The following is a 24,118-nucleotide window of genomic DNA, read 5'->3' as shown; positions in this document are numbered from 1 at the left end:
CCGCGCGGGCGGGCGGCGGTTGGCTGGGGATCCGCCCGCCCGGCCCGCCTCACGCCGCCCGGGCGAGGCTCTCAAACAGGCCGCGTCCGTCGGTGCCGCCGACCAGATCCTCGACGAAGTTCTCCGGGTGCGGCATCAGCCCGAGCACGGTGCGGGTCTGCGAGTAGATCCCCGCGATGGAATTGACCGAGCCGTTGCGGTTGGCGTCCTCGGTCAGGGTGCCGGCGGCATCGCAGTAGCGGAACGCCACCAGCCCCTCGCCCTCGATCCGCGCCAGGGTCTCGGGATCGGCGTAGTAGTTGCCCTCGCCGTGGGCGACGCAGACGTCGATGACCTGCCGCTCACCGTAGGCGCGGGTGAAGGCGGTGTCGGTGCGCTCGACCCGCAGCAACTGCCGGTGGCAGATGAAGCGGCGGTTGACGTTGCGCATCAGCACGCCCGGCAGCAGGCCGGATTCGCACAGGATCTGGAAGCCGTTGCAGATCCCGAGCACGAGGCCGCCGCGGGCGGCGTGGGCCCGCACCGCGTCCATGGCGTTGGCCCGGCCCGCGATGGCGCCGCAGCGCAGGTAGTCGCCGTAGGAGAACCCGCCCGGCAGCACCGCGAGGTCGGTGCCGGCCGGCAGCGCGGTCTCGGCGTGCCACACCCGCGAGACCTCGGCCCCGGCCTGGCGCAGGGCCCGCACGACGTCGCCGTCGCGGTTCGAGCCCGGGAAGACGATGACGGCGGCCTTCATCACGCGATCTCGACCCGGTAGTTCTCGACCACGGTGTTGGCGAGCAGCCGGTCGCAGGCCGCCTTCACGGTCGCCTCGGCCTCGGCCCGGTCGGCGGCCTCGACCTCGACCTCGAAGAACTTGCCCTGGCGCACCCCGGCGATGCCGGCGATGCCGAGGGAGCGCAGGGCCCCCTCGATCGCCTTGCCCTGCGGGTCGAGGACGCCGTTCTTCAGGGTGACGGTGACGCGCGCTTTCATCGGCCAGACCTTCGGCGAAAGACAATGTTCATCAGGCGATAGTTCGGAACGTACCGGGAGGCAACGCCGGGGAGCGCAGTCCTGCGGGCACCCGGGCAAACCGTGCTAGAGACGCGCCCCGACCCGCCTGCCGAGCCCGCTCCCCGTGCCGCTCTCCCTCCCGCCCGCTCCGGTCCTCCGCGTGAGCCGGCTCTCGATCCTCGCGCGCCTGTCGGTGCTGGCGCTGGCGCTCACCGTGCCGATCCTGGTCTTCGCCGGAGTGCTGCTGTGGCAGTACGGCGCGGAGTCGCGCCGGCATCTCGAGCGCGAGGCCGACAACCGCGCCCGGGCCGCCGCCGCGACCCTCGACCAGGACGTCGCCGGGCTGATCGCCACCCTGGAGACCCTCGGTCTCGCCGGCTCGCTCCAGCGCGGCGACCTCGCGGCCTTCCGGGCGCAGACGGCGGCGCTCAGGCAGCGCACCGGCCTCGACGCGCTGCTGCGCGCCCCCGACGGCACGGTCCTGGCCGGGGAGCCGGAGGCCGGGGCCGGCCGCCTCGACGGCGCCGACCGCGCCGCCCTCGACGGGCGCCGGGCCGTGGTCTCGGACGTGCTGCGGACCGATCCGCCCGAGGCGTCGCGCTTCCGCATCGTCTCGCCGGTCCTGCGGGCGGGCACCGGCGAGGTCCTGTACCTGCTGGCGCTGGACCTGCCGGTGGAGCGCCTGCGCACCCTGCTCCTCGCCGACGGCCTGCCGGCGTCCTGGGTCGCGACGGTGTTCGACAGCGGCGACCGGATCCTCGCCCGCACCCGCGCCCCGGACCTCTACGTCGGCAGCCTCGTGCCCCGGAGCCTGCGCGAGCGCGCCACCGGGAGCGGCGGAAGCTGGAGCGGCGACTCGATGGAGGGAGAGCCGGTCTTCGTTACCTACGCCCGGGCCCCGCGCTCGGGCCTGCGGGTCGCGGTCGGCGTGCCGTTCGAGGCCCTGACGGCGCCGGTCCGGGCCTCGGTGCTGTGGTTCGTCGGCCTCGGCCTCGCCCTCGCGGCGCTCGCGGTCGCCCTCGCCCTCGCGGTCGCCCGGCACATCGCCGCTCCCCTGCGCGGGCTCGCCGCCCAGGCCGTCGCCCTCGGGCGCGGCGAGGCGGTCAGGCCGCTCGCCGACGTGCCGGCCGAGATCGAGGCGGTGAGCGCCGAACTGGCCCGTGCGGCGCAGCTCCAGCGCGACCGCGCCGCCGAGCGCGAGCGCGCCGCCGCCACCCTGCGCGAGGAGACCCAGCGCCTCGAAGTCATGAACCGGGTCGGCCTCGCGCTCAGCAGCGAACTCGACCGGCAGCGCCTCGGGCAGGCGGTGATCGAGGCGGCGACGCGGCTCACCGGCGCGGCCTACGGCGCGCTGTTCGAGCGCGTCCCGGCGAGCGTCGACGCGCCCGAGCGCTGGCACCTGCTCAGCCTCGCCGGGGCGCCGCTGGAGAGCTTCACCCGCTTCGGGCTGCCCCGCGCCACCGGCCTGTTCGCCCCGACCTTCCGGGCCGACGGCCCGGTTCGCAGCGACGACATCCTGGCCGACCCGCGCTACGGCAGCCTCGGCGGCATGCCGCAGGGCCACCTGCCGGTGCGCAGCTACCTCGCCCTGCCGGTGGTCTCGCGCACCGGCACCACGCTCGGCGCGCTGCTGTTCGGCCATCCCGAGCCGCGCCGCTTCGGCGACCGCGAGCAAACCCTCGTCGCCGGCCTTGCCGGGCAGGCGGCGGTCGCCCTCGACAACGCCGCCCTGTTCGAGTCGGTGCGCCGCTCGCAGGACCGCTTCGCCGCCGCCGTGCAGGCGGTGCGCGGCGTGCTGTGGACCAACGACGCGGGCGGCCGGATGGCCGGCGACCAGCCCGGCTGGAGCGCGCTCACCGGCCAGGGGCCCCAGCAGTACCGCGGCTACGGCTGGGCCGAGGCGGTCCATCCCGACGACCGCGCCGCCTCGGTCGAGGCGTGGAACGCCGCCGTCGCCGGCCGGCGGCTGTTTGCCCACGAGCACCGGGTGCGGCGCCACGACGGGATCTGGCGCACCTTCGCCATCAAGGCGGTGCCGGTGGTCGAGCCCGACGGCACGCTCCGCGAATGGGTCGGCGTCCACACCGACATCACCGAGCAGCGGGCGGCCGAGGCGGCCCTGCGCGAGTCCAACGACGAGATCCAGCGCTACGCCTACATCGTCAGCCACGACCTGCGCGCGCCGCTCGTCAACATCATGGGCTTCACCAGCGAGATCGAGGCGAGCCGCGGCGACATCGCGGCGGCGCTCGCCGGCCACCCGGAGGCCGGGCGGATCGACGCCGACCTCGCCGAGTCCCTCGGCTTCATCAAGGCGGCGATCACCAAGATGGACGGCCTCATCAACGCGATCCTGCGGCTGTCGCGGGAGGGCCGGCGCAGCTTCCATCCCGAGCCCCTCGACATGACGGCGGTGATGCACGACCTCGCCGACGCCCAGCGCCATCAGGCCGCGGCGGCCGGCGCGAGCGTCGAGATCGGCCCGCTGCCGGAGATCGTCGCCGACCGGGTCGCGGTCGGGCAGATCTTCGGCAACCTGCTCGACAACGCGATCAAGTACCTCGAGGACGGCCGGCCCGGCCGCATCGCGGTCACGGGCGCGGTGGTCGAGGGACAGGCGGTGTTCCGGGTCGCCGACAACGGCCGCGGCATCGCGGCCTCCGACCACGCCCGGGTGTTCGAGCTGTTTCGACGCTCGGGCCGGCAGGACCGGCCGGGCGAGGGCATCGGGCTCGCCCATGTCCGCACTCTGGCCCGGGCGCTGGGCGGCCAGATCGACCTTGCCTCGGTCGTTGGGGCTGGTACGACGTTCACCGTGACGCTCCCGCTGCGCCAGCCCTGAGCAGAGCGGCTCCGTGCAGCCCTGCCCGGGTTTTCCCCCGTGGCATTCCTCGCCGGAACGGTGACGGTTCCGGCGAATGGTGCTTAGATCCTGCCCGGTCCGGACGCGGTCCGCACCGAAGGAGATCCCCGTGCAGCCCGTGCACATCGTGATGGTCGAGGACGACGAGGGCCACGCCCGCCTGATCGAGCGCAACATCCGCCGGGCGGGGGTCAACAACCCGATCGAGCCGTTCCGCGACGGCACCTCGGCGCTCGCCTACCTGCTCGGGCCCGACGGCAGCGGGCAGGTCCATGCCGGCCGGCCGCTGCTGATCCTGCTCGACCTCAACCTGCCCGACATGACCGGGGTCGACATCCTGCAGGCGGTGAAGTCGAACCCGCACCTGCGCCGCTCGCCGGTGGTGATCCTCACCACCACCGACGACCAGCGCGAGATCCAGCGCTGCTACGACCTCGGCTGCAACGTCTACATCACCAAGCCGGTCAACTACGAGGGCTTCGCCAACGCGATCCGCCAGCTCGGCCTGTTCTTCTCGGTGATGCAGGTCCCGGAGACCGCGTGACCGGCCCCGCCGCCCCGCCGCCGGTCCGCGTCCTCTACGTCGACGACGATCCCGGCCTCGCGCGTCTCGTCGCCCGGACGCTGACGGCGCGGGGCTGCGCGGTGGAGCACGCGGCCGACGGCGGGACCGGGCTCGCCCGCCTCGGCGCCGGCGGGATCGACGTCGTCGCCCTCGACCACCACATGCCGGGCGAGACCGGCCTCGACCTGCTCGCCCGCATCCGCACCCTGCCCGACCCGCCCCCGGTCGTCTACGTCACCGGCTCGGAGGACAGCCGGGTCGCGGTCGCCGCGCTCAAGGCCGGCGCGGTCGACTACGTGTTCAAGGACATCCACGGCCATTTCCGCGACCTGCTGGCCGAGGCGGTGGCGACCGCCGTGCAGCAGGACCGCCTGCGCCGGGAGAAGGAGCGCGCCGAGGCCGAGGTGCGCGAGGCCCGCGACCGGGCCGAACTGCTCCTGCGCGAGGTCAACCACCGGGTCGCCAACAGCCTCGCCCTGGTGGCGGCCCTGGTGCGGATGCAGGGCAACGCCGTCGCCGACCCCGCCGCCCGCGCCGCCCTGGAGGAGACCCAGGCCCGCATCACCGCCATCGCGGGCATCCACCGGCGCCTCTACACCTCCGACGACGTCCGGATCGTGGCGATCGACGCCTATCTGGCGAGCCTCGTCGAGGAGCTCGACGCGGCGATGAACGCCAGCGGCCGTCGCCACCACATCCGCCTCACCGCCGACGCGGTCGAGGTCGCCACCGACAAGGCGGTCTCCCTCGGGGTCGTCGTCACCGAACTCGTCACCAACGCCTACAAGTACGCCTATCCGGACGGCGTGACCGGCGAGATCCGGGTCGCCGTCCTGCGCGAGGGCGAGGCCCTGCGCCTCGCGGTCGAGGACGACGGGGTCGGCTGGCACGGCACCGGCACGCCCCGCGGCACCGGCCTCGGTTCGCGCATCATCCGGGCGATGGCGTCCAACCTGCGCTCCGAGGTGCGCTACCTCGCCGACCGCAAGGGCACCGCCGCGACCCTGCTGGTGGCCCTGTAGCGGCGGCGTCGCGGGGGCCCCCCGACCTGCATTCTCGATTTCCGTAACCGGTCCTTAACGTCGATTTGCTGGTCCGCCCGGGCGTTAAGAGTCCGGAAGGGGTGCGGGCGCGATTCTGCGGACGTCATCGCGTGCAATGGACCCGTTCGATGCTCGAGATCCGCAGTCTGACCGCGGCGGTCTCTCCCACCCTCATCGAGGCGGAGGGGCAGGGATCGCCCATGCCCGCCCGTCGCGAGCCTCCCGAGAGCCCGCCCCTGGAGCCGGCGGTGACGCTCGACCTCAGCCCCGAGGCCAGGCGCTCCGCCTCCCAGGCGACCGAGGCGGCCGCGACGGCGCAGGCCCGCTACCGGCGCGACCCGGACACCCGCCAGATGGTGTTCCAGGTCGTCGACCCGACCTCGGGCAACGTGGTCGACCAGTTGCCGTCCGAGGCGGTGCTGCGGGCGCGCACCTACGCCCGCGAATCCGAGGCGCAGCAGACGACCGAGATCGGCACCACGGTGGCCCGGACGGCCTGAGCGGTCCGGGACCTCGTCGCGGCAAGCCGCGGTGTCCGGGATCCGGCGCCGGGGGGTTTCGGCGTGGGCGTTACCCGCCGGGAGCGGCTGTCAGGGGGCTCCCGCTCGGGCTATCGTCGACACGCCTCTCTCGATGATGCGCTGGTTCGCTCCTCTCCCCGCGGGCGGCAGGGCTGTCCAGGGAAAATAAGGAGCGCATCTCCCCTCTCCCGAGTGGGAGAGGGGAGATGCGCTTGATTCTAAACGGAATTTTCCCCTGACAGCCGTGCCGCAAGCGGAGCTAGGAGCACCCGCCCGCCGCGGCACCGCACGCGCCCCTTCACGGATTCCCGCGCAGGCCCGTCGCCAGTTCGCGGTTGATGCTGATGAGGGCGGTGAGCTTGTCGCGGTCGGGCTCGACCATCGCGTCGAGGGTGCGGGTGAGCACGAAGGCGCCGAGATGGGCCATCGAGGTCTTGAGTTCCTCCGGCAGCGGCGCGTCCGGCTCGGTCGCCGCGGTGGCGAGGATGGTCCAGACCTTCTGGTTGAATCCGAGCGCCTCGTTGACCGCCGGCAGCGGTTGCGGCCAGTTGTCCTGGATCGCCTGGAGGCGGGCGGCCGCCTTGATCAGCACGGCGGCCTCGGCCTCCCGCGGCGTCAGCACGGTCTGCGACACCCGGGCGTAAGCGCTCGCACCGTAGCTCATCGTCGGGTCTCCTGGCGGCCACCCGGGCCTCGGGCGGCGTTTGTCGCACGCGAGCGTTAAGCGTCGGTTGTGAACCTCGCCCTATGCCCACGCCATGAACAGGTCGCGGTTCGAGGCTTGCATGAGGGTCCCTGTCGCAGCGGAAGGTCCGGCCGGCGGATTCCGGCCCGCGCGCCGCCGTGCCGGCACGACCTGCCCCGAAACCGCTCAGATGTCGTCCCAAGGACCGGCCACTATGCTGAACTTCGTCATCGGTGCCGTCGCGGGCGCCCTCATGGCGGCCGTGGCGACGATCGCGGCCCTGCGCAATCCCGACGTCCAGCTCCGCATGGGGCTGGTCCAGCCCGCGCCGGTGATCCTCCCGTTGCGCCGGCCCGAGCCCGCCTGCCCGCCGGCCGCCCAGGCCGGGACCGGCGCGCCGCCGACGATCGGCCATCCCGACCTGCTGTTCTCCCGACGCCGGTTCTGGTCGGTGACGCCGTAGAAACGACAGCGGCTCCGCCGTCCCCCTCGCGGGCGGGGACGGCGGAGCCGCTGTCGTCGTGGTCCTCGGGGTCGCGACCGCCCGCCCGGGCGTCGCGCTCAGACGGCGCTGAGCAGGAACATCACCACCGTGGTCGCCGCGGTGGAGCCGAGGAAGCCGCACAGGGCGGCGGTGAACGAATGGGCCGCCGGCTTGACGTCGAGGCGGTGGGCGTCGGTGGAAGCGTGGGTCATGGCGGTGTCCTCGTCGGATCCAGTCAAATCGTGGAAGTCTTGATGACGGGTATACGCGCCGGCCGGCGTGCGCCGGCGCACCCGGTTAATCACAGCGGAAGAAGCGCTTCTCGCTGCGGATCGAGCGCTGGGCGCTCTTGATGTCGATCGACGCGACGCCGAGGCCGCAATCCTCGAACGCGTCGCGGGCCTCGTCGTAGCGGTCCTCGGCGTCGCCGAGGTTGTCGCAGACCCGGTCGCGGTCGCCGGTCCGGGCGTCCTGACGGGCCTGGAACCGCAGGGCGGCGGCCTCGTCGAGCTTGCGCTGGGCGCCGGAGCAGACCGGCTGGGCGAAGGCCGTGCCCGCCGCGAGGATGAGGATCGCGGCGAGGGCAGGGCGCAACAGGGCTGTGCCGTGCAAAAGCGGCATCGCTGCACTCTCGAACAAGATGTGGGTGGCGCGGCGTTCCGGGTTGACTTGGAGATCCGGGGGCGCCGCTCGCTGTCGTGTTCGAGGAACGTCGCCGTGCGGCTCAGGTTCCCGGGCGATGTTCCGGGTGACTCAGCCTGCGGTTGTACGGCGGCGGCGCGAGGCCAGGATCGTCGCCAGGGTCACCGGCCGGAAATCCCAGGCATCGACGCCGACGTCGAACTGGCGCGGGACCGGCTTGAGCTTGCCGTGCGAGTGGCCGTGCAGGTCGACGACGCCGCGTCCCATGCGGTTCCAGGTCCGGAAGGCGTAGTGGCACAGCACCAGCCGGCTGCCCTCGACCTCGATCTCGGCGTAATGCGCCACCGAGGCCCAGCCCGGGGCCGCGAGGGTCGCCGGACCGTCGTTGTTGCCGACGATGAGGTGCTTCTCGCCGTGCAGGCCGGCGAGCAGGTCCGCGACCCGGGCCGGCGGGGGGCCGAGGGCGAAGTCGCCGAGATGCCACACCGTGTCGCCCTCGGCGACGGTCCCGTTCCAGCGTTCGACCAGCGCGGCGTCGTGCTCGGCGAGGTCGGCGAAGGGGCGCCGGTCGATGCGCAGCACCCGCGGGTCGCCGAAATGGGTGTCGCTGGTGAAGTACACGGTCATACGATTTCCGATCGATCGCTTCTGGCGATCCCTGCGGGATCGCTTCGCGATGCGGAAATCGGCTTCGCTCATGCGCCGCGCAGGCTTCGATACGGTTTTTTTGGACTGATCGTCCAAAAAATCCGCATCGTGGCGCGTCCCGGGATCCGAATCCCGGGACAACACTGCGCTGCGGCGGGCGTTCGCCTACTGGAAGCGCAGCGGCACCGAGAAGCTCTGCTGCGCCCGGGTGACGCCCTCGGGCGCCGGCGGCATCGAGCCCGAGGTGGCCGCCAGCGCCGCGGCGTCGAGGGCGCCGTTGCCGCTGCTGCCGGCGAGCGAGGCGCTGAGCACGCGGCCGGACTTGGACACGGTGAAGCGGATCGAGACCGTGCCGCCGACCCCGGAGTGACGGACGCGGCTGCGGATCGTCGAGGTGATCATCGAGCCCCAGGCCCGCAGCAGGTTGGGCTCGTTCGACGAGGCCGCGGCGGCACCGGCCGATTCCTGGCGCGACGCATAGGCGGTGGTCCGGCGCTCCTGCCGCTCGGTGACCGAGCGCTCCCGCGCCGCGGCGGGCTTCGGCTTCTCGTGCTTGACCTCCTTGACCGGCTTGGGCGGCGGCGGCTTGCGCACGACCTTCGGCGGCTTTGGTGTCTCCTGCGGCTTGACCTCGCGGGCGACCACGGCCGGCGGCGGCGGCGCGACCGGCGCGAGGGCGTTGGTCGAGGTGATGACCTGCTCCTCGGGCAGCGGCACCGCCTCGGTCACCGTCTCGGGCGGCGCGGTCTCGGCCGGGGTCTCCTCCGGCTCGTCGAGGGGGGCGGTCTGCAGCTCGGTGTGCTGGACCTCGGTCGGCGTCTGGGTCTGGGTCTCGACCGGCGGCGCGGTCGGCTCCTCCGGCGGCTTGTCGGCGATGACCTCGGCCGGCGGCGGAACGTCCTCGACCTGGCGCGCCTCGTTCGGCTCGGAGACCTCGCCGGGAGCGGGGGCGAGGTCGATGGTGATCTCGTTCTCGCCCGGGGTCGGCGCACCGGCGCGCCACAGGGCGAGGGCGCCCAGCGCGCCGGCATGCAGCAGGAAGGCGACCAGGAAGGCGGCGGCGAGGCCGGAGCCGGATCCAGGCGGCTGCGGCCCCTCGGTGGTGGTGGTCAGGCTCGACATCGGGCTCTAGCGGGCGGGGGTGGGGACGGGGGCGCCGGAGGGCGCGTTGGCGACGAGCGAGACCTTGCCGAAGCCGGCCCGGCCGACGACGCCCATCACCTCCATCACCTTGCCGTAGGCCACGTCCTTGTCGCCGCGCACCAGCACGGTCTGGTTCGGGTCCTCGGCGGCGAGCGCCTTGAGGCGGGCGAGCGCGGCGTCGCCCTCCGGCAGCGGCTCCTTGGCGAGGAACGCGTGCCCGTCCTTGTCGACCGACACCACGACGGGCTTCTTCGATTCCGAGGTCTTGGCCGCGGCGGTCTTCGGCAGTTGCACCGGCACGCCGACGGTCATGAGCGGCGCCGCGACCATGAAGATGATCAGCAGCACCAGCATCACGTCGACCATCGGGGTGACGTTGATCTCGGAAACCGGCACCGCCTCGAACTCGTCGTCGGCCGCGCCGCCCGCCTGCAGCGGTCCCATGCCCATCTGGATCTCCCGGGGGTCTGAACGGAACGGCCGGACCGTGGTCCGGTCCGGCGGGATGCGGAAGGGGAGGGGGTCCCGCCTCCGGGGGCCGCGGCTACTCGGCGGCGGCGCTGCGGTGGTGCAGGGCCCGGTCGCGGGCGAGGCGGTTGCCGAGCGTGCCGATGCCGGCGACGAAGGAGGACTGGATCTTGCCGAGGTCGCCCGACAGCTTGTTGTAGGCGATGACCGCCGGGATCGCGACGACGAGGCCGATCGCGGTGGCGAACAGCGCCTCGGCGATGCCGGGCGCCACGACCGCGAGGCTGGTGTCCTGGCTCTTCGCGATCGACGAGAACGAGTTCATGATGCCCCACACCGTGCCGAACAGGCCGATGAACGGGGCGGCCGAGCCGGCGGTGGCGAGCAGCGGCAGGCCGACCTGGAGGCGCTTGACCTCCAGGGTCAGGGCGGCGCGCATCGCCCGCTCGATCCGCTCGCGGCGCTCGGCCCGGCTCTCGGTCGGATCCTGGTCGCGCCACGCCTCCTGGGCGGCGGCCACCACCCGGGCGGCGAGGCCCGAGCGCGCCTCCTCCAGGCTGCCGCCGCTCGCCGCGACGCGGCCGAACAGCCGCGCCTGCCGGCGGGCGGCGGCGAGGCGCACGATCTTCTCGACGATCACGGTCCAGCACGCCACCGAGGCGACGACGAGGAGGATCATCACCCCCTTCACGATCGGGTCGGCCTGCAGGAACAGGCCGATGAAGGAGAAGTCGTGGGCGGCCGCGGCGGCGGCCGCGTCGGGAGCGGTGGTGGGATCCATGGGGGTCTCTCGGGGGTTCGGGCGGCGGGCGCTCAGCGGACGAAGGGGGCGGCGCCCTTGGCGGAGGCCGGCTCGATGCGCTCGAGGCAGGTCTCGCGGGTCAGGTCGCCGCCCTCGCAGGCGGCGACGTCGTTGAGCAGGACCCGGCCGACCTTGGCGCAGGGAGTGGGCGCGATCTCGAACTGGCGCAGCACGGTCTTGCGCGCCACCACCGGGCCGAGTTCGACGAGCGCGCGCTTCTGCGCCACGCCGTCGTCGTCGAAGGCGTAGAGGTCGAGCTTGAGCGACTTGATCGCCCCGCCCTTGCCGTTCTCGACCATCATGGTCGCCTGGCAGGTCTCGCCGGTGGTGCTGAGCTTGTTGAGCTCGATCCGCAGCGGGGTCTCGGCGGCCTGCGCCAGGGCCGAGGCCAGCAGCACGACGGAGAGCACGAGGCAGAACAGCAGGTCCAGGGCGAGGTGCCCGATGCGGGCGCGGTACCAGGGCAGACCTTGGGTGAACACAGCCGTCGCTCCTTCTCGTCTCGTCGCGGTGGTGCCCGACCGGCCCCGCCGACGCGCCGCGCCGCCGGGATCGGCCCTGCGGGTCCGGATCCAGGCGTCGGCGGCGTGCATTCGCGATTCCCGGCGATTCTCGCGCGGTGGATGGGGCGGCCGGACCAGTCCGCGAAGTGGACGTTCCGTCGCCGGATGCGGCGATGCACTATCGCGGGAGGCGCCGGCGAATCAAGTGATCGAACAAAATTCAGAGCTGTTCCAAAGTGTTACTTGAGCTCGGCCGTATCGGCGTGCGGTCTTCCGGCGAACCCTGCGCCTCGGCGGCGCGGCGCGTCCGGCCGGATGCGTGCCGCGCGCGAAAATCCCGTCCGCGGCTGGACTTGCTCTAGGCGTTGCCGGTGTTGCGCCCTAAGGAACAGGTCGACGCCAAGGACGCAATGGGAACACGCAATGGCAAGTGACGATACGCTCGCGCAGGCTCTCGCCGACGTCAGCGAGCAGCGAGCGGCCCTCGAAGCCGAGTACGAGCGCATCAGCATGGAGCTGACGAAGCTGCGTCAGGCCGAGGCCGCCCTGCGGGCCATCGTCGAGAACACGCCGCTGTCCCAGGCGCAGATCCCGTCCCTGCCGGGCCTCGGCACCGAGGGCGGCCGCGGATCGCGGCGCGGCAGCCGCGGCCCGCGGGCGAACTCGGCCAAGGGCCGGCTGCGCCAATTGCTGCAGGAGGCCGGACCGCAGGGGCTGACCCCGGCCCAGATCATGCGGGCGCTGCCGGACGCCTCCCCGGCGACGGTGAACGCCTATCTCAGCGCGATGACCGGCGGCGGCGAGTTGCGGCGGGTCGACGACTTCTACGTCTTCACCCGGGGCCCGGATTCCGGCGCCTCCGAGAACGCCGCGTCGGACTCGTCCGACGCCTCCGACGACGAGTAGGACGCCGGGCGGACGCCCGGCATGGGACCCGTCCGACGCCTCCGACGACGAGTAGGACGCCGGGCGGACGCCCGGCATGGATTTCGAGGCCGTTCGTCCGAGAACCGGACCCTCCGGCGCAAACCCGGCGCGTCGATCGGACCGCTGCGGGTTTGACAGCGGGCCGGCCAGGGCGGATCCTCCATGATGTGGACGGCATGCCCACATTGTGGACCGTCCGGAGGACAACCCGATGAGCGACGCCGCTCCACCCCTCGATCCCGCCGCCGGCCTCGACGCGGCGACGCTGAAGCGGATGCCCTACCAGCACCCCCAGCCGGCCGGGATCCTGCCCGACCTCGTGGTCGCGCCGGCGATCCCGCAGGACGAGCGCATCTGGGTGCCGCAGGCCGAGAACGTGTGGTTCCGGCCGCTCTGCCTCAACGTGGGGGGCGGCTACTGGATGAACCTGCTGCGGGTGCGCAAGTCCGGCATCCTCAGCCGCCACCGCCATCCCGGGCCGGTCCACGCCTTCGTGCTGAAGGGAAGCTGGCGCTACCTCGAACACGACTGGGTCGCCACCGAGGGCTCCTACGCCTTCGAGCCGCCGGGCGAGACCCACACCCTCGTGGTCGACGAGGGCGTCGAGGAGATGATCACCTACTTCCAGGTCAACGGCTGCATGTACTACGTCGACCCGTGGGGCCGGCACACCGGCTACGAGGACGTCTTCACCAAGATCGAGATGTGCCGCAAGCACTACGACGCGGTCGGCCTCGGCGCCGACTACGCCGACCGGTTCGTCCGATGACCTTCCGGCCCGACCTGCTCGCCGGCCGCACCGCGATCGTCACCGGCGGCACCACCGGGATCGGCGCCGGCATCGCCGAGGCGCTCGCCGGCCTCGGCGCCCGGGTGATCGCCGCCGGGATCGAGGCCGGGGCCTATCGCGCTCCGGCCGGCCTCGACGTCGCGCCCCGCGAGCTCGACGTCACCGACGAGGCCGGGGTCGCTTCGCTGGTCGAGTCCTGCCCGCGCATCGACGTCGTGGTGAACTGCGCCGGCATCATCCGGCGGGTCGAGGAGCACCGGCTCGACGTGTTCGAGCGGGTGCTGGCGGTGAACCTCACCGGCACGATGCGGGTCTGCACCGCCGCGCGGCCGAAGCTCGCGGCGAGCGGCGGCTGCATCGTCAACACCGCCTCGATGCTGTCGTTCTTCGGCGGCAGCCTCGTGCCGGCCTACAGCGCCAGCAAGGGCGCGGTGGCCCAGCTCACCAAGTCCCTCGCCCTCGCCTACGCCCCCGACGGGATCCGGGTGAACGCGGTCGCGCCGGGCTGGATCGCCACGCCCCTGACCCGGGCGCTCCAGGACGACCCGGCGCGGTCGCAGCCGATCCTCGCCCGCACGCCCCTCGGCCGCTGGGGCACGCCCGGCGACGTGGCCGGGGCGGTGAGCTTCCTCGTCAGCCCGGCGGCGTCCTTCATGACCGGGGTGATCCTGCCGGTCGACGGCGGCTACCTGGTCGCCTGAGCGCGATGCCGCCCGACCCGACCGGTGATCCGCCGCGGGCCGAGGTGCCGGGCACGGCGGCGTTCGGCAAGTTCATGCGCGTGCTCCAGGCGGTGGCCGACGGGCCGGGCGAGGCCACCGTCGCCCGGCTCGCCCTCGCCACCGGCCTGCCGCGGCCGACCGTGCACCGCATCGCCGCCGCCCTGGTGGCCGAGGGCCTGCTCGGCGAGGACGGGCAAGGCCGCCTGCATCTCGGGCCCCGGCTGGTCAGCCTCGCCTTCCGGGCCCGGGACGGCTCGCCCCTGCGCGCGGTGGCGGGCGGGCCGCTCCTGCGCCTGCGCGACGCCCTCGACGAGACGGTGCATCTCGCCGAGCACGACCGCGGCGAGATGGTCTACCTCGACAAGCTGGAGAGCCGCCGCGCCGTCCGGATGGCCTCGCGCATCGGCACCCGGGTGGCGCTGCACGCGACCGCGGTCGGCAAGGCGTGGCTCGCGGCCCTCGCCGAGGCCGACCTCGCGCCGCTGCTCGCCCGCGCCGCCCTGACGCCGCGCACGCCCCACAGCCTCGTCGATCCCGACCGGCTGCGCGCCGAGATCGCCCGCACCCGCGACCGCGGCTATGCCCTCGACCGGCAGGAGAACGAGCTGGAGATCTGCTGCTACGGCCGGGCCCTGCGGGGTCCGCGGGGGCGGGTGCTCGGCTGCATCAGCGTCAGCATGCCGACCTACCGCTTCGAGGCGACCGACCGCGACGCGGTGCTGGCGGCGATGCAGGTCTGCGCCGAGGAGGTGGCGCGGGCGGCGGGGGCGTAGGGACCTGCGCCGGGGCGGAAACGCCGCCGCGCCGGACGGAACGTCCATGGGCCGTCATCATCCACCGATCACACGGTTCTCCGGCGAAAATCGTCAAGAAAAAATCTCAAGAACCGATGTTCAGGAATCGAACGACCCGTCGAGGCCGCAATCTTTTTCCCGAGTGCCTTGCTATCCATCGGCAGGGGGCCCATACTCCATAAATCGATTTTTGGCCGGACGACCGGGCCTCTTCGCCCTGCACGCGGGGCGCACGCTCCCCCACCCTTCCCAAATTTATCGATCACTCGAGGCTTGGCCGCACTGATCGTGCGTCAGGCTCAGCGTACACCTATGGATTCAAGGACACGATCATGAACGTCGGCACCGTGAAGTGGTTCAACGGCCAGAAGGGCTTCGGTTTCATTCAGCCGGACGACGGCGGCAAGGACGTGTTCGTCCACATCTCCGCCGTCGAGCGTTCGGGCATGCAGACGCTGTCGGAAGGCCAGAAGGTCTCGTACGAGATGGAGACCGACCGCCGCAGCGGCAAGCAGTCCGCCGGCAACCTGCGGGCGGCCTGATCTCCCGACAGACACCGGCGGGGCCGCCTCCGTAGGCGGGACGGCCTCCCGGACGCCTTCCGGCGGGATGCGATCGGACGACGATCGCGTTCCGCGAGGGCCGCAGCAGGATCGGCACGCATCGCGATGCCCGTGCCGGTCTGCCTCGTGCCTACGACAATCATGGCATGTTCAGGAACAGATTTTGAATTTTTCCTTTGTGACGACTGAGACGGTACCCGCTCCGACGATGGAGCCCGCCACCTTCCGGGTGCGGCGGCTGTGGCAGCAGACCGACGCCAAGCGTCTCGACGTCAGCCATCTGATCGACCGGACCTACGGCTACCACTCGGAACGGGAACTGCGCTGGCATCTCGCCGACCGGTTCGCGAGCCCCGTCCGCTCGCTCACCGTCAGCCGGCTCTAGCCGATGGCCAGCTTCCAGGACGTCTCCCTCGGCGACCGGCTGACATCCTCCGGCAGCGCCCGGGACGCCATGCTGCTGCGCTTCAAGGCGCGGCCCGCCGGCGACGACCCGGCGGTGGCGGCACGACGGGCCGCGCGGCGGTTGGCCGGCGAAGCACGCCATCGTCGTTTGACCGAGCGCGACGCCGCGCGCCGGGCGGAAGCCGCCCGCACCGAGGCCGAAGCGCTTCGCCTGCGCGAGCGGGAGGAAGCCGACCGGGCGCGCGACGCGGCCGAGGCCATCGCCCGCGCGGGCGCGCTCGAAGCCGAGCAGAAGGCCGCCCGCGACGCCCGCTACGCCGCCCGCAAGGCCCGGCGGCGCGCCTGACGCCTCGCACGGCCGGGGCCGATTCCCCGGCCGGCCCCGACGAAGGACACCGAGCCCATGCAACACAAGTTCAAGCTGCACCAGCAGGTGCAACTCGTCCGGCCCGGAGTGTCGGACAGCCAGGCGGTGAGCGCCGGCATCTTCGAGATCGTGCGCCTGATGCCGGAGGACCGGAGCGGGGAAGCGTCCTACCGCATCCGCTCCCGGATGACGGAACGGGCGGTCCGCGAGAGCGAGATCGTCGTCGTCTCGTAGCCTGTTTGAGCGATGGTCCATCGTATTTATCGCGCGAAGCACCCCTTTCCCGGACGACTGAAGCGATAGCGGAAGGAGATCCGGGATCCAGACGTCAGATGTGCCGCGAAGCGGCTCCGTGTGCCGGCACTGTCGCTGCATATGGACGCTTCGCGACTTCTTGTGCTGGATCCCGGATCTCCTTCCACTGCGTTCCAGTCGTCCGGGAAAGGGGGAGCTTTTTCTTTAGATCGAGAGTCAAACAGGCTCTCGTAGCGACCCGCCTGCCGGAGGATCGCACGGCGGAACGCGTCTCCGATCCCGTCCGGCTGCGAAAGCAAAGCCTCGTCCTTGTTCTGCCGATCCGGCGACATCGACGCGATTCCGCTGTTCCACGCGCAAGAAGCTGCTAGACTGCGACCGGTCCAGCGCAGGTGAATGCCGTGACGGATCGCTCGATCGAACTCGACGAACGACGCGGGACGGCGGCCCGGAAAGCCAGCAATCCTGCGCTGCGAGCACTCGGGCGCGAAGGCGCAGCACGACGCCCTGGCGGCGCGCCGGCGCGACCTCGAAACCGTCCTGTTCGAGGCGGCGGGGTGGCCCGAGGCCGACGGGACGGCGCGCGACCTGCCCGAACGCTTCGCGGCCTCGCCGTCCTGCGACGACCCTCGCCTGCAGAGCATGGTCGCCGCCGTTCTCGCCGACTTCACCCGCCTGACCTCGGCCGGTCGATCCCGACCGGCGCGATCCAGGCAATCCGGACGAGCCAGGAGAGCCCCATGAGCGGAGATCGCAAGCGCGGCAATCGCGAGGTGAAGAAGCCGAAGCAGAAGGCGCCGAAGACCATCGCGGCCGCCCCGAGCACCAAGGGGCTGGCGACCGAGAAGGCCGGCACGAAGCGCTGACGGCATTCCCAATGGGTCTGGCGGGACGGGCGGGCCCTACCGTTTGCCCGCCGGCGCCGTGATGTCCGGCCGCTCGGGGTTGATCGGCAGCGTGGGCACGACCCTGTCGGCCGGCGGAGTCGGGCCGACCTCGGGCGCCGGAATCGCCGAGACGTCGCGAGCGCCCTCGACCCGGGTGGTGACGGCGGAATCCGGCGGCTGGCGCTCGCGGCCGGTGAGGACCCGGAACACCGTGCCGACATCGGCGAGCGCCGCGCCGAGGCGGTCGCGGCGGTCGGCGGTCGGGTCGGCGATCGAGACCGTCGCGGTCATGCCGGCGACCAGCGGCACGCCCTGCGGCACCTGCTCGATGCGGATGCGCACCGGCACCCGCTGGGCCAGCCGCACCCAGGTATAAACCGGGTCGACGTTCGGCAGCCCCTGCGTGCTCGCCGCGGCGTTGGCGGTGGCGATGCCGCGGGTGATGCTCTCGACCCGGCCGCGAATCGGCTCGGCATAGCCCATCAGCGCCACCTCGGCCTCGGCGCCGAGGCGGATGCGCGCCATCTTGGTCTCCTCGAAATAGCCGTCGATCCAGTACGAATCGGCATCGACCACCGAGATGTTGGCCGTGCCTGCGCTGGCGTAGTTGCCGACCCGCAGCAGCAGGTTGGTGACGTAGCCGTTGACCGGGCTCCTCACCTCGGTGCGCTCCAGGTTGACCTTGGCCTGGGCGAGCTGGGCCTGGGCCGAGGCGTAGGCGGCCTCGGCGATCTTGGCGGTGCCGGCATATTGCTGCTTCTCCTCGACCGAGGTCGAGACCGTGGTCAGCGCCTCGCGCCGGGCCGCTTGGGCGCGCTTGACCTGGAGGTCGGCGGCGCGGTTCTCGACCTCGGCCTTGGCGCTGTCGAGGGAGACCTGGAAGTCGAAGGGATCGATGACGTAGAGCACGTCGCCCTTCTTCACGAACTGGTTGTCGACCACCCGCAGCTCGGTGATCTGGCCCGAGACCTGGGGCGCGATCGCGGCGACCTGCACCCGGACGCGGCCGTCGCGGGTCCACGGCACCAGGACGTAGAACTGCCACACGAACAAAGCGGCCACCACCGCGACGGCGAGGATCGCCGTGGTGGCGGCGAGCCGCAGGAGCCTGCGGCCGCGCCGTCGCCGCGGGGGCGGCGCGGTGGCGGGCGCGGCGGCGTCGCCGTCGGGGCGCGGCGCGTCGGAGCGGGGATCGTCGTCGTCGGCCATCACAGGAGCCCGATCACGAGGGCGAGGAGACAGACGTAGACGCTCGCCTCGACCAGGGGGAGGTTGGCGACGTAGCGGCCGAGGCGCAATGGCCGCACCAGCCGCCGCAGCACCAGCAGCAGCAGGAAGGCCGCGAGCGCGCACGGCACGAAGGACGAGATCAGCAGCCCGCCGAGCGTGAGGTCGTGGTGGGACAGCGAGACCATGCTCACGCCTCCACGAGGCGCAGCCGCCGCAGCAGGCGGCCGTGGCGGGCGATCAGCCACGAGGCGGCGGCGAGGTCGGCGGCGGCGCGGGCGAGGGTCAGGCGGGTCTCGGGCTCCGCCGCACGCCCGGCGGTCACGAGGGCATCGGCGGCGCGGGCCAGCCCGGCGCCGAGGCGGCCGAGGGCCGCCGGCCCCAGCGAGGCCCGGCACCGCGGCGAGGCGCCGGAGCTGGGCATGCGCCCGGGCGGCGGCGGCCTCCAGCCGCAGCAGGGCGACGGCGTGGCGCAGGCTCGCCCGCCGGGCGGCGCCGCTGCCCGAGGTCCACCGCGAGAACTGCACCAGCCGGTCGGCGTTCAGGCTGGTGCGGGTGGTGGCGTCGCCGCCCTCGCCCGCCAGGGCATCGGCGAGGTCGCGCCGCACCGTGTCGAGGGCGAAGGCCCGGTGCCGGCCGGCGCTGACCGGCAGCACGAGGCGGACGGTCAGGAACAGGATGAACCCCGCGGCCACGATCAGCAGCGCATTCATGAGGAAGGTCCCGGCCTCGTAGGTCTGCGGGTTGGCGGGCGCGATCAGCACCGGCGTGAACACCAGTAGGATGAAGCCGATCCCGGCGGTGGCCGGCCGCAGCGACAGGAAGCAGGCGAGGAAGACCGTCGGCGCCAGCGCGATCGCGAACAGCGGGAAGCCCTGGCCGTGGATGAGCACGCCGTAGAGCGTCAGCCCGGCGAGGACGACCGCGACCGGCATCGCGATGGCGACCGAGCGGGCGAACCCGCGCGGATCCGGCGTCACCGAGGACAGGGCGCAGGTGGCCGCGACCTGGACCAGCGCGAAGGTCGTCTGCGGCAGCCCGAGCGCGACGAACAATGCCGCCGTCAGCCCGAAGGCGAGGGCGACCCGCAGCGCCGCCCGCAGCGCCTCCTGCACGTCGCGGTGGGTCGGCAGGTGGGCGTCGCGCAAGGGCCGCGCGCCGGTCGCCAGCGCGCGGGCGCCGTCCTCGGCGAAGGTCGCGGCGTTGGCGAGATCGAGCGCCCGTTGCAGCGCCGCGACCTCCTCGACGGCGCGCCCCGCCCCGACCGCGTCCGCGACCAGCGCGCGCCGCGACGAGGGCGTGGCAGGCGGCGATCTGGGTGTAGAGGGCCGCGATGGCGCTGCGCGCGCCCGCGGCCCGGTGGCGGCCCCGGCGCTCGGTCTCGACCGCGTGGGCGTCGGCGCGGATCGCCGCGACCTGCCGGATCAGCGCCGAGGCCCGCTCGGGCGCCGGCTCGGCGCCGTCGAGCACGCTGGCGCAATAGGCGTCGGTCCCGCTCCTGGCCGTGGCGAGGCCGTCGCGCACCCCCGGCCAGGTGACCGGCGCCCCGAGGGCGTCGTTGACGACACTGATGACGACGATGCCGAGGACGATCGCAGCCACCCGCTCGACCGCGGCGCCGAACACCTGCTGCGGCGCGTCGATCTGCGCCACGGCGATGATCGCGACGGTGTAGCCCGCCAGCACCGCCCCGTAGGCGCGGGTGTCGCGCAGGTATTGCGCGACGAAGACGCAGCCGGCGAGCCAGACCGCGAACGCGACGAGCAGCAGCGTCCGGTCCTGCGCGAACGCCGCCACCATCGCGACCGCCACGACGCCGCCGACGAGGGTGCCGACGAGGCGGTAGACCGCCTTCGACAGCGCCTGCCCGCGCTTGGGCTGGGCCAGGATCGCGACGCAGACCAGCGCCGAGGAGGCGCTGGACAGCTGGAGCCAGAACGCGAGCCCGAGCGCCAGCATCATCGCGAGCCAGATCCGCAGCGCGTAGAGCCACTGCTCCGTCGGCGGCACGATCCGGTCGATCCGGTCGAGGCTACGGTCGAGGACGGCCGGGATGCTCGCCATCGCGACGGGACGCTTCCTGTACGAACGCGGCCGCCGGAAACGGTCCGCGGCCCTGGTGGAGAACCGGGGAGGAAGGTCGGGGTTGCGTCGGGGGGAGGGGGAGGATGGGGATTCTGGTTCGGCGGCTAGTCCAAGCGTAAGTCTTCTAGCAGCCTGTGCGATTGATGAATTGGGAGATTCCTTTCTTGGTTATCATAGCCGAAAAACGATAATCTAAGTCAATAATATAGAATTCAACTCAATAAATCAAATATAAAAAGCGCACTAGGAGTCCATGTGATCTGCTGTCGACTGAAGGTCTCAATAGCTATTCCTCTGACAGGTTCTAAAACGGCCTTATGAAGGTTGTCTGACATGACTAGTATTGTAATTTGCGGTAGATGCGGGCTCCGTGTGTCTTGATTGCATCGCAGCCAGCCTGAGCGCGGCTGAAATGAAGGTTGCTGTCCGAGCAACACCGTGCATTATGAGGGTGGATTGCTAAAGGCGACCTCATTGCTGAATGCGATGATGGCCCAACAGAGAGCAAAATGAAACAGATTGCGATATTTAATCATAAGGGCGGCGTGTCGAAGACGACAATGACGTTCCATCTTGCATGGATGCTTGCCGCGCTCGGCAAGAGAGTGATGGTTGTTGATTGCGATCCTCAATGTAATCTTACGGGCGTATTTATCGGAAATTTGGATACGGATGATTATCCATTCGAAAGTGAGTCGCCCCAAAAGCCGCGAAACATACGAGACGCGGTGCGACCGGCTTTTGAGTCGCGCCCATACACAATAACCGCAACAGAACTTTATGAATCTCGATTAAGGCCAGGGCTCTTTTTGCTTCCTGGGCATGTCGGCCTATCCGAGTATGAAAGCCAATTGGCCGTTGCTCATGAACTTAGCAATACACTCTCCGCCCTGCAAAATATACCAGGCGCTCTTCATCACGCTATAGACCGCGCAGCAATCGCCAATAATATCGATTATGCGTTTGTCGACATGAGTCCGAGTCTGGGTGCTATCAATCAAAATCTCTTCATGACAAGTGACGGCTTCATTCTTCCAATGGCGCCAGATTTGTTCTCATCAATGGCTCTGCGCTCATTGGCGAGGACCCTTCCCAAGTGGGGGGAATGGGGCAAGAAAGCTGCATCGAACTTGATTCTTAAAGAAGCCGATTATCCCTTTCGACCAGTTACACCTGCTTATCTAGGAGCTACTGTTAACAACTTCCGCAAAAGAGCAAGAGGGGGCGAGGAGGCCAAGCCAACAATGGCTTTTCAGAGATGGTTTGATCGATTAGCAGAAGTTCGAGATACTGAACTTCTCCAAGCTCTAGGAGCAGCTCGAATGCTTCTGAGTCCCGAGGTTTACGCCAAGGCCCATGCCCCAACGAACCAATTTCTTATGGAGATTGGATCCCTCGACGGCCTTATTGCGACCGCTCAAGAATTAGCTAAGCCCGTATTTGCCATTGATTTGCCGCAAGATACGGATTTCAGGGGAGGGGTTGCCGAAACATATCAAGCCAAGATTGATGTTGTCGGAAATGGATTCAGACAAGGCGCTGAGAAAGTCATCGCACTGACGGACCAGTTCTAGCAATGAATCGCTTCGATGATGCCGCTGCTACTTTTGATCATGCTATGGATCGGGCGCGCCAGATGATTTCGCTGTACGACGCACTCTCAGCGTTGCGGCCGCGGGAGCCTGCCAACGATGATGCTCTGAGATCAGCGTATTTTCTAGCGGTGAGTTCGTTCGACTTCTTCGCGCATGAGTTGGCGGCTGTCGAGGCAAAGCACAGACTCGCAAATGGTCTCAAAACCAGAAATATACATCTTCCCATGGAAATAATGACTATTTCGGATGACAGTCTGCGAATATCTACTGCTGAAACGCATGTAAGACAGACTAATGCATACAAGGCATTTGTAGATCCTGGGAAACTCGCAGAAATGCTATCTTGTTATTGTACGAAACCGTGGGAAAATTTGGCAGCGCGCATAAATGCTGACCTGCCTAAATCGGACGCAAGACTAGTAGAAGACATCAAGGGGCAGCTCAAGAGTGTGTGGAAAAGAAGAAATCAGATTGCTCACGAAGCTGATGTAAATCCGACCTTGTCCGGCGTCGCGCTTTGGCCGATCGATAAAGTCGACACATCGATCACTATCGATTTCATTGTTTCAATTGGCAGACACATGCCTGCGGTCATAGCCGAGCCTTTAGCAGAATAACTGCACGCAATTTGTAAATCAGATCATCGATAGACTGCTAGATATTCCCATGGCTATCGCAGATATCATATAATATTTGATTGCAGATATAATGTTTTACTGATAAATTGGTAGTATTTGCGCTGTCCAGATAGTTGAAGGTAAACACTACCGCCCCCCCTCCGCCCGAGCCACCACCGCAGCCGGCTCCCGCCCCATCAGCGCATCGACCGCCCCGCCGAGATTCGCCAGGACGGTCGCAGCGATTCCCCGGTCGCGGCCGTCGGGGTCGGCGAGGGCGACCGTCGCGGTCAGGCCGGCGACGAGGGGCAGGTCGCGCGGGGCCTCGTCGATGCGGATGCGCACCGGCACCCGCTGGGCCAGCCGCACCCAGGTATAGACCGGGGCCACCGACGGCAGGCCCTGCGGGCCAGCGGCGGCGTTGGGGGCGGCGATGCCGCGGGTGATGCTCTCGACCCGGCCGCGCAGGGGTATGGGCGAGCCCATCAGCCGGATCTCGGCCGCGGCGCCGGGGCGGATGCGGGCGAGCTTCGTCTCCTCGAAATAGCCGTCGACCCAGAACGTGTCGGCGTTCACCAGCGACAGGGCCGGCCGGCCGGTCTCGGCGTAGGTGCCGACGCTCAGCAGCAGGTTGGTGACGTAGCCGTTGACCGGGCTGCGCACCTCGGTGCGTTCCAGGTCGATGCGGGCCTGGGCCTCGCGCGCCTGCGCCGCCGCGTGGGCCGCCTGCGCCATGCGCGCCGCCGCGACGTAGCGCTGCTTCTCCTCCTCGGAGATCGCGTCGGGACCGAGCGCCTCGCGGCTCGCCGCCTCCTCGCTGCGGATCTTCAGGTCGGCGGCCCGGCTCGCGACCTCGGCGGCCGCGGCGGCCAGCGCCGTGCGGTAGTCGAACGGATCGATGGAAAAGAGCAGGTCGCCGCGCCGCACGACCTGGTTGTCGGTGACGGCGAGCGCCGTGATCGGGCCGGAGACCTGCGGCGCGACGTTGGCGACCTGCGCCCGCACCTGCCCGTCCCGGGTCCACGGCGACAGGACGTAGAACTGCCACACCACCGCGCCGGCGAGGACCGACACCGCCAGGATCGCCGCCGAGGCGGCGAGACGGAGCGCCCGGCCGAGACGGGGCGTGGGCCGTGGGTCGGCCGAAGCGGGCTTGGCCGCAGCAGGCTTGGCCGCGAGGGGGTCGTCGTGGGTCATCACAGCAGCACGATCAGGAGGGCGAGGAGGCAGAGGGCGAGGCCGGCCTCGGCGAGGGGACCGTTGGCGGTCCAGCGGTCGAGCCGGGCCAGCCGCAGGGCCGGGCGCAGGGCGAGCATCACGAGGCAGGTCGCGAGCACGAAGCCGGCGAAGGACGAGACCAGCAACCCGCCGATCTCGATGTCGCGGTGTCCGAGCATGGTCCTCACCCCTCCGTGGCGCGCAGGTGGCGCAGGAGCCGGCCGTGGCGGCCGATCACCCGGGCGGCGGTCGCGAGGTCGGTCGCCGCCCGGGCGAGCGCGGCGCGCCGGGCCGGCTCCGCCG

General features: G+C 70.6%; 29 protein-coding genes and 2 pseudogenes. 16 read left to right on the top strand and 15 right to left on the bottom strand.

Annotated elements, in window-relative coordinates; genetic code table 11:
• Positions 1–49: 49 nt before the first annotated feature.
• Both purQ and purS read right to left on the bottom strand, forming a co-directional pair.
• A complete protein-coding gene (gene purQ, locus EOE48_RS14445; protein ID WP_127730274.1) occupies positions 50–736 on the bottom strand; it encodes a phosphoribosylformylglycinamidine synthase subunit PurQ in 687 nt (228 codons plus the stop codon).
• Positions 736–975, bottom strand: a complete 240-nt coding sequence (purS, locus tag EOE48_RS14440; RefSeq protein ID WP_127730272.1) for a phosphoribosylformylglycinamidine synthase subunit PurS — start codon at positions 973–975, stop codon at positions 736–738. Before purS ends, purQ begins: the two co-directional genes overlap by 1 nt.
• Positions 976–1,855: 880 nt before the next feature.
• Here purS and EOE48_RS30485 point away from each other — a divergent pair.
• The 4 genes from EOE48_RS30485 (at position 1,856) to EOE48_RS14420 (ending at position 5,967) form a co-directional block, all read left to right on the top strand.
• A complete protein-coding gene (locus EOE48_RS30485) occupies positions 1,856–3,838 on the top strand; it encodes an ATP-binding protein (protein ID WP_425463664.1) in 1,983 nt (660 codons plus the stop codon).
• A 151-nt stretch (positions 3,839–3,989) separates the two neighbouring features.
• Entirely contained in the window at positions 3,990–4,403 is a 414-nt protein-coding gene (locus EOE48_RS14430; protein ID WP_127730528.1) for a response regulator, read from the top strand.
• Positions 4,400–5,446 (top strand): sensor histidine kinase, encoded by a 1,047-nt coding sequence (locus EOE48_RS14425; RefSeq protein WP_127730270.1) that lies wholly within the window; start codon positions 4,400–4,402, stop codon positions 5,444–5,446. The genes EOE48_RS14430 and EOE48_RS14425 overlap by 4 nt, the downstream gene beginning before the upstream one ends.
• A 221-nt stretch (positions 5,447–5,667) precedes the next feature.
• Entirely contained in the window at positions 5,668–5,967 is a 300-nt protein-coding gene (locus EOE48_RS14420; protein ID WP_246154408.1) for a flagellar protein FlaG, read from the top strand.
• A gap of 319 nt (positions 5,968–6,286) precedes the next feature.
• On the opposite strand, the gene flaF is transcribed toward EOE48_RS14420, so the two are convergent.
• Positions 6,287–6,652 carry a flagellar biosynthesis regulator FlaF gene (gene flaF, locus EOE48_RS14415; protein ID WP_127730266.1) on the bottom strand — a complete coding sequence of 122 codons (366 nt, stop codon included), beginning with the start codon at positions 6,650–6,652 and terminating at the stop codon, positions 6,287–6,289.
• 235 nt (positions 6,653–6,887) lie between these two features.
• Between flaF and EOE48_RS14410 the strand changes: the two genes are divergently transcribed.
• Positions 6,888–7,136, top strand: a complete 249-nt coding sequence (locus EOE48_RS14410) for a hypothetical protein (RefSeq protein WP_127730264.1) — start codon at positions 6,888–6,890, stop codon at positions 7,134–7,136.
• Positions 7,137–7,234: 98 nt separating this feature from the next.
• Here the strand turns inward: EOE48_RS14410 and EOE48_RS30265 are convergent, their stop codons facing one another.
• The 7 genes and pseudogenes from EOE48_RS30265 to EOE48_RS14380 all read right to left on the bottom strand — a co-directional run bounded on the left by EOE48_RS30265 (position 7,235) and on the right by EOE48_RS14380 (position 11,342).
• Positions 7,235–7,369: a hypothetical protein gene (locus tag EOE48_RS30265; protein ID WP_281292771.1), complete on the bottom strand. Its 135-nt coding sequence runs from the start codon at positions 7,367–7,369 to the stop codon at positions 7,235–7,237.
• Between the two features lie 85 nt (positions 7,370–7,454).
• The gene (locus EOE48_RS14405; protein WP_127730262.1) at positions 7,455–7,778 is read right to left on the bottom strand and encodes a hypothetical protein; all 324 of its coding nucleotides are present in this window, start codon (positions 7,776–7,778) and stop codon (positions 7,455–7,457) included.
• Positions 7,779–7,910: 132 nt separating this feature from the next.
• A complete protein-coding gene (locus tag EOE48_RS14400; protein WP_127730260.1) occupies positions 7,911–8,426 on the bottom strand; it encodes a metallophosphoesterase family protein in 516 nt (171 codons plus the stop codon).
• Positions 8,427–8,612: 186 nt separating this feature from the next.
• Positions 8,613–9,569: an energy transducer TonB family protein gene (locus EOE48_RS14395; protein WP_127730258.1), complete on the bottom strand. Its 957-nt coding sequence runs from the start codon at positions 9,567–9,569 to the stop codon at positions 8,613–8,615.
• A 6-nt stretch (positions 9,570–9,575) separates the two neighbouring features.
• Complete coding sequence (gene tolR / locus EOE48_RS14390) at positions 9,576–10,040, bottom strand: protein TolR (RefSeq protein WP_127730256.1); 465 nt, start codon at positions 10,038–10,040, stop codon at positions 9,576–9,578.
• A gap of 193 nt (positions 10,041–10,233) precedes the next feature.
• A pseudogene (locus tag EOE48_RS14385) lies at positions 10,234–10,737 on the bottom strand (MotA/TolQ/ExbB proton channel family protein); the annotation flags it as partial.
• Between the two features lie 134 nt (positions 10,738–10,871).
• Positions 10,872–11,342, bottom strand: coding sequence for a Tat pathway signal protein (locus EOE48_RS14380; RefSeq protein ID WP_246154406.1), 471 nt, complete (start codon positions 11,340–11,342; stop codon positions 10,872–10,874).
• A gap of 444 nt (positions 11,343–11,786) precedes the next feature.
• Between EOE48_RS14380 and EOE48_RS14375 the strand changes: the two genes are divergently transcribed.
• The 9 genes from EOE48_RS14375 (at position 11,787) to EOE48_RS30260 (ending at position 17,052) form a co-directional block, all read left to right on the top strand.
• A complete protein-coding gene (locus EOE48_RS14375) occupies positions 11,787–12,269 on the top strand; it encodes a hypothetical protein (RefSeq protein WP_127730252.1) in 483 nt (160 codons plus the stop codon).
• A gap of 232 nt (positions 12,270–12,501) precedes the next feature.
• Positions 12,502–13,059 carry a 2,4'-dihydroxyacetophenone dioxygenase family protein gene (locus EOE48_RS14370; RefSeq protein WP_127730250.1) on the top strand — a complete coding sequence of 186 codons (558 nt, stop codon included), beginning with the start codon at positions 12,502–12,504 and terminating at the stop codon, positions 13,057–13,059.
• Complete coding sequence (locus EOE48_RS14365; protein WP_127730248.1) at positions 13,056–13,781, top strand: SDR family NAD(P)-dependent oxidoreductase; 726 nt, start codon at positions 13,056–13,058, stop codon at positions 13,779–13,781. The genes EOE48_RS14370 and EOE48_RS14365 overlap by 4 nt, the downstream gene beginning before the upstream one ends.
• Before the next feature lie 5 nt (positions 13,782–13,786).
• Complete coding sequence (locus tag EOE48_RS14360; protein ID WP_127730246.1) at positions 13,787–14,575, top strand: IclR family transcriptional regulator; 789 nt, start codon at positions 13,787–13,789, stop codon at positions 14,573–14,575.
• Positions 14,576–14,928: 353 nt separating this feature from the next.
• Complete coding sequence (locus tag EOE48_RS14355) at positions 14,929–15,138, top strand: cold-shock protein (protein ID WP_127730244.1); 210 nt, start codon at positions 14,929–14,931, stop codon at positions 15,136–15,138.
• 229 nt (positions 15,139–15,367) lie between these two features.
• Positions 15,368–15,544: a hypothetical protein gene (locus EOE48_RS29210; RefSeq protein ID WP_187371422.1), complete on the top strand. Its 177-nt coding sequence runs from the start codon at positions 15,368–15,370 to the stop codon at positions 15,542–15,544.
• Positions 15,545–15,547: 3 nt separating this feature from the next.
• On the top strand, positions 15,548–15,910 hold the full coding sequence (locus tag EOE48_RS14350; protein ID WP_187371421.1) for a DUF6481 family protein: 363 nt from the start codon (positions 15,548–15,550) through the stop codon (positions 15,908–15,910).
• A 57-nt stretch (positions 15,911–15,967) separates the two neighbouring features.
• Complete coding sequence (locus EOE48_RS14340) at positions 15,968–16,165, top strand: hypothetical protein (RefSeq protein WP_127730240.1); 198 nt, start codon at positions 15,968–15,970, stop codon at positions 16,163–16,165.
• Positions 16,166–16,926: 761 nt separating this feature from the next.
• Complete coding sequence (locus EOE48_RS30260) at positions 16,927–17,052, top strand: hypothetical protein (protein WP_281292770.1); 126 nt, start codon at positions 16,927–16,929, stop codon at positions 17,050–17,052.
• 36 nt (positions 17,053–17,088) lie between these two features.
• Here EOE48_RS30260 and EOE48_RS14330 read toward each other — a convergent pair whose 3' ends face one another.
• The 3 genes and pseudogenes from EOE48_RS14330 to EOE48_RS29905 all read right to left on the bottom strand — a co-directional run.
• The gene (locus tag EOE48_RS14330) at positions 17,089–18,282 is read right to left on the bottom strand and encodes an efflux RND transporter periplasmic adaptor subunit (protein ID WP_127730238.1); all 1,194 of its coding nucleotides are present in this window, start codon (positions 18,280–18,282) and stop codon (positions 17,089–17,091) included.
• Complete coding sequence (locus tag EOE48_RS29910) at positions 18,282–19,529, bottom strand: FUSC family protein (RefSeq protein ID WP_425463663.1); 1,248 nt, start codon at positions 19,527–19,529, stop codon at positions 18,282–18,284. Before EOE48_RS29910 ends, EOE48_RS14330 begins: the two co-directional genes overlap by 1 nt.
• Positions 19,530–19,643: 114 nt before the next feature.
• A pseudogene (locus EOE48_RS29905) lies at positions 19,644–20,259 on the bottom strand (FUSC family protein); the annotation flags it as partial.
• A gap of 635 nt (positions 20,260–20,894) precedes the next feature.
• Between EOE48_RS29905 and EOE48_RS14315 the strand changes: the two are divergent.
• Both EOE48_RS14315 and EOE48_RS14310 read left to right on the top strand, forming a co-directional pair.
• Complete coding sequence (locus tag EOE48_RS14315; RefSeq protein ID WP_127730234.1) at positions 20,895–21,959, top strand: ParA family protein; 1,065 nt, start codon at positions 20,895–20,897, stop codon at positions 21,957–21,959.
• A gap of 2 nt (positions 21,960–21,961) precedes the next feature.
• Complete coding sequence (locus EOE48_RS14310; protein WP_127730232.1) at positions 21,962–22,597, top strand: HEPN domain-containing protein; 636 nt, start codon at positions 21,962–21,964, stop codon at positions 22,595–22,597.
• 147 nt (positions 22,598–22,744) lie between these two features.
• On the opposite strand, the gene EOE48_RS14305 is transcribed toward EOE48_RS14310, so the two are convergent.
• Positions 22,745–23,794, bottom strand: a complete 1,050-nt coding sequence (locus tag EOE48_RS14305) for an efflux RND transporter periplasmic adaptor subunit (protein ID WP_127730230.1) — start codon at positions 23,792–23,794, stop codon at positions 22,745–22,747.
• A complete protein-coding gene (locus EOE48_RS14300) occupies positions 23,794–23,994 on the bottom strand; it encodes a DUF1656 domain-containing protein (RefSeq protein WP_127730228.1) in 201 nt (66 codons plus the stop codon). Before EOE48_RS14300 ends, EOE48_RS14305 begins: the two co-directional genes overlap by 1 nt.
• Between the last annotated feature and the right edge of the window lie 124 nt (positions 23,995–24,118).

This window comes from Methylobacterium oryzihabitans (assembly GCF_004004555.2).
Taxonomy (GTDB): Bacteria; Pseudomonadota; Alphaproteobacteria; order Rhizobiales; family Beijerinckiaceae; genus Methylobacterium; species Methylobacterium oryzihabitans.
This window is presented reverse-complemented; position numbering and strand designations above follow the sequence as displayed.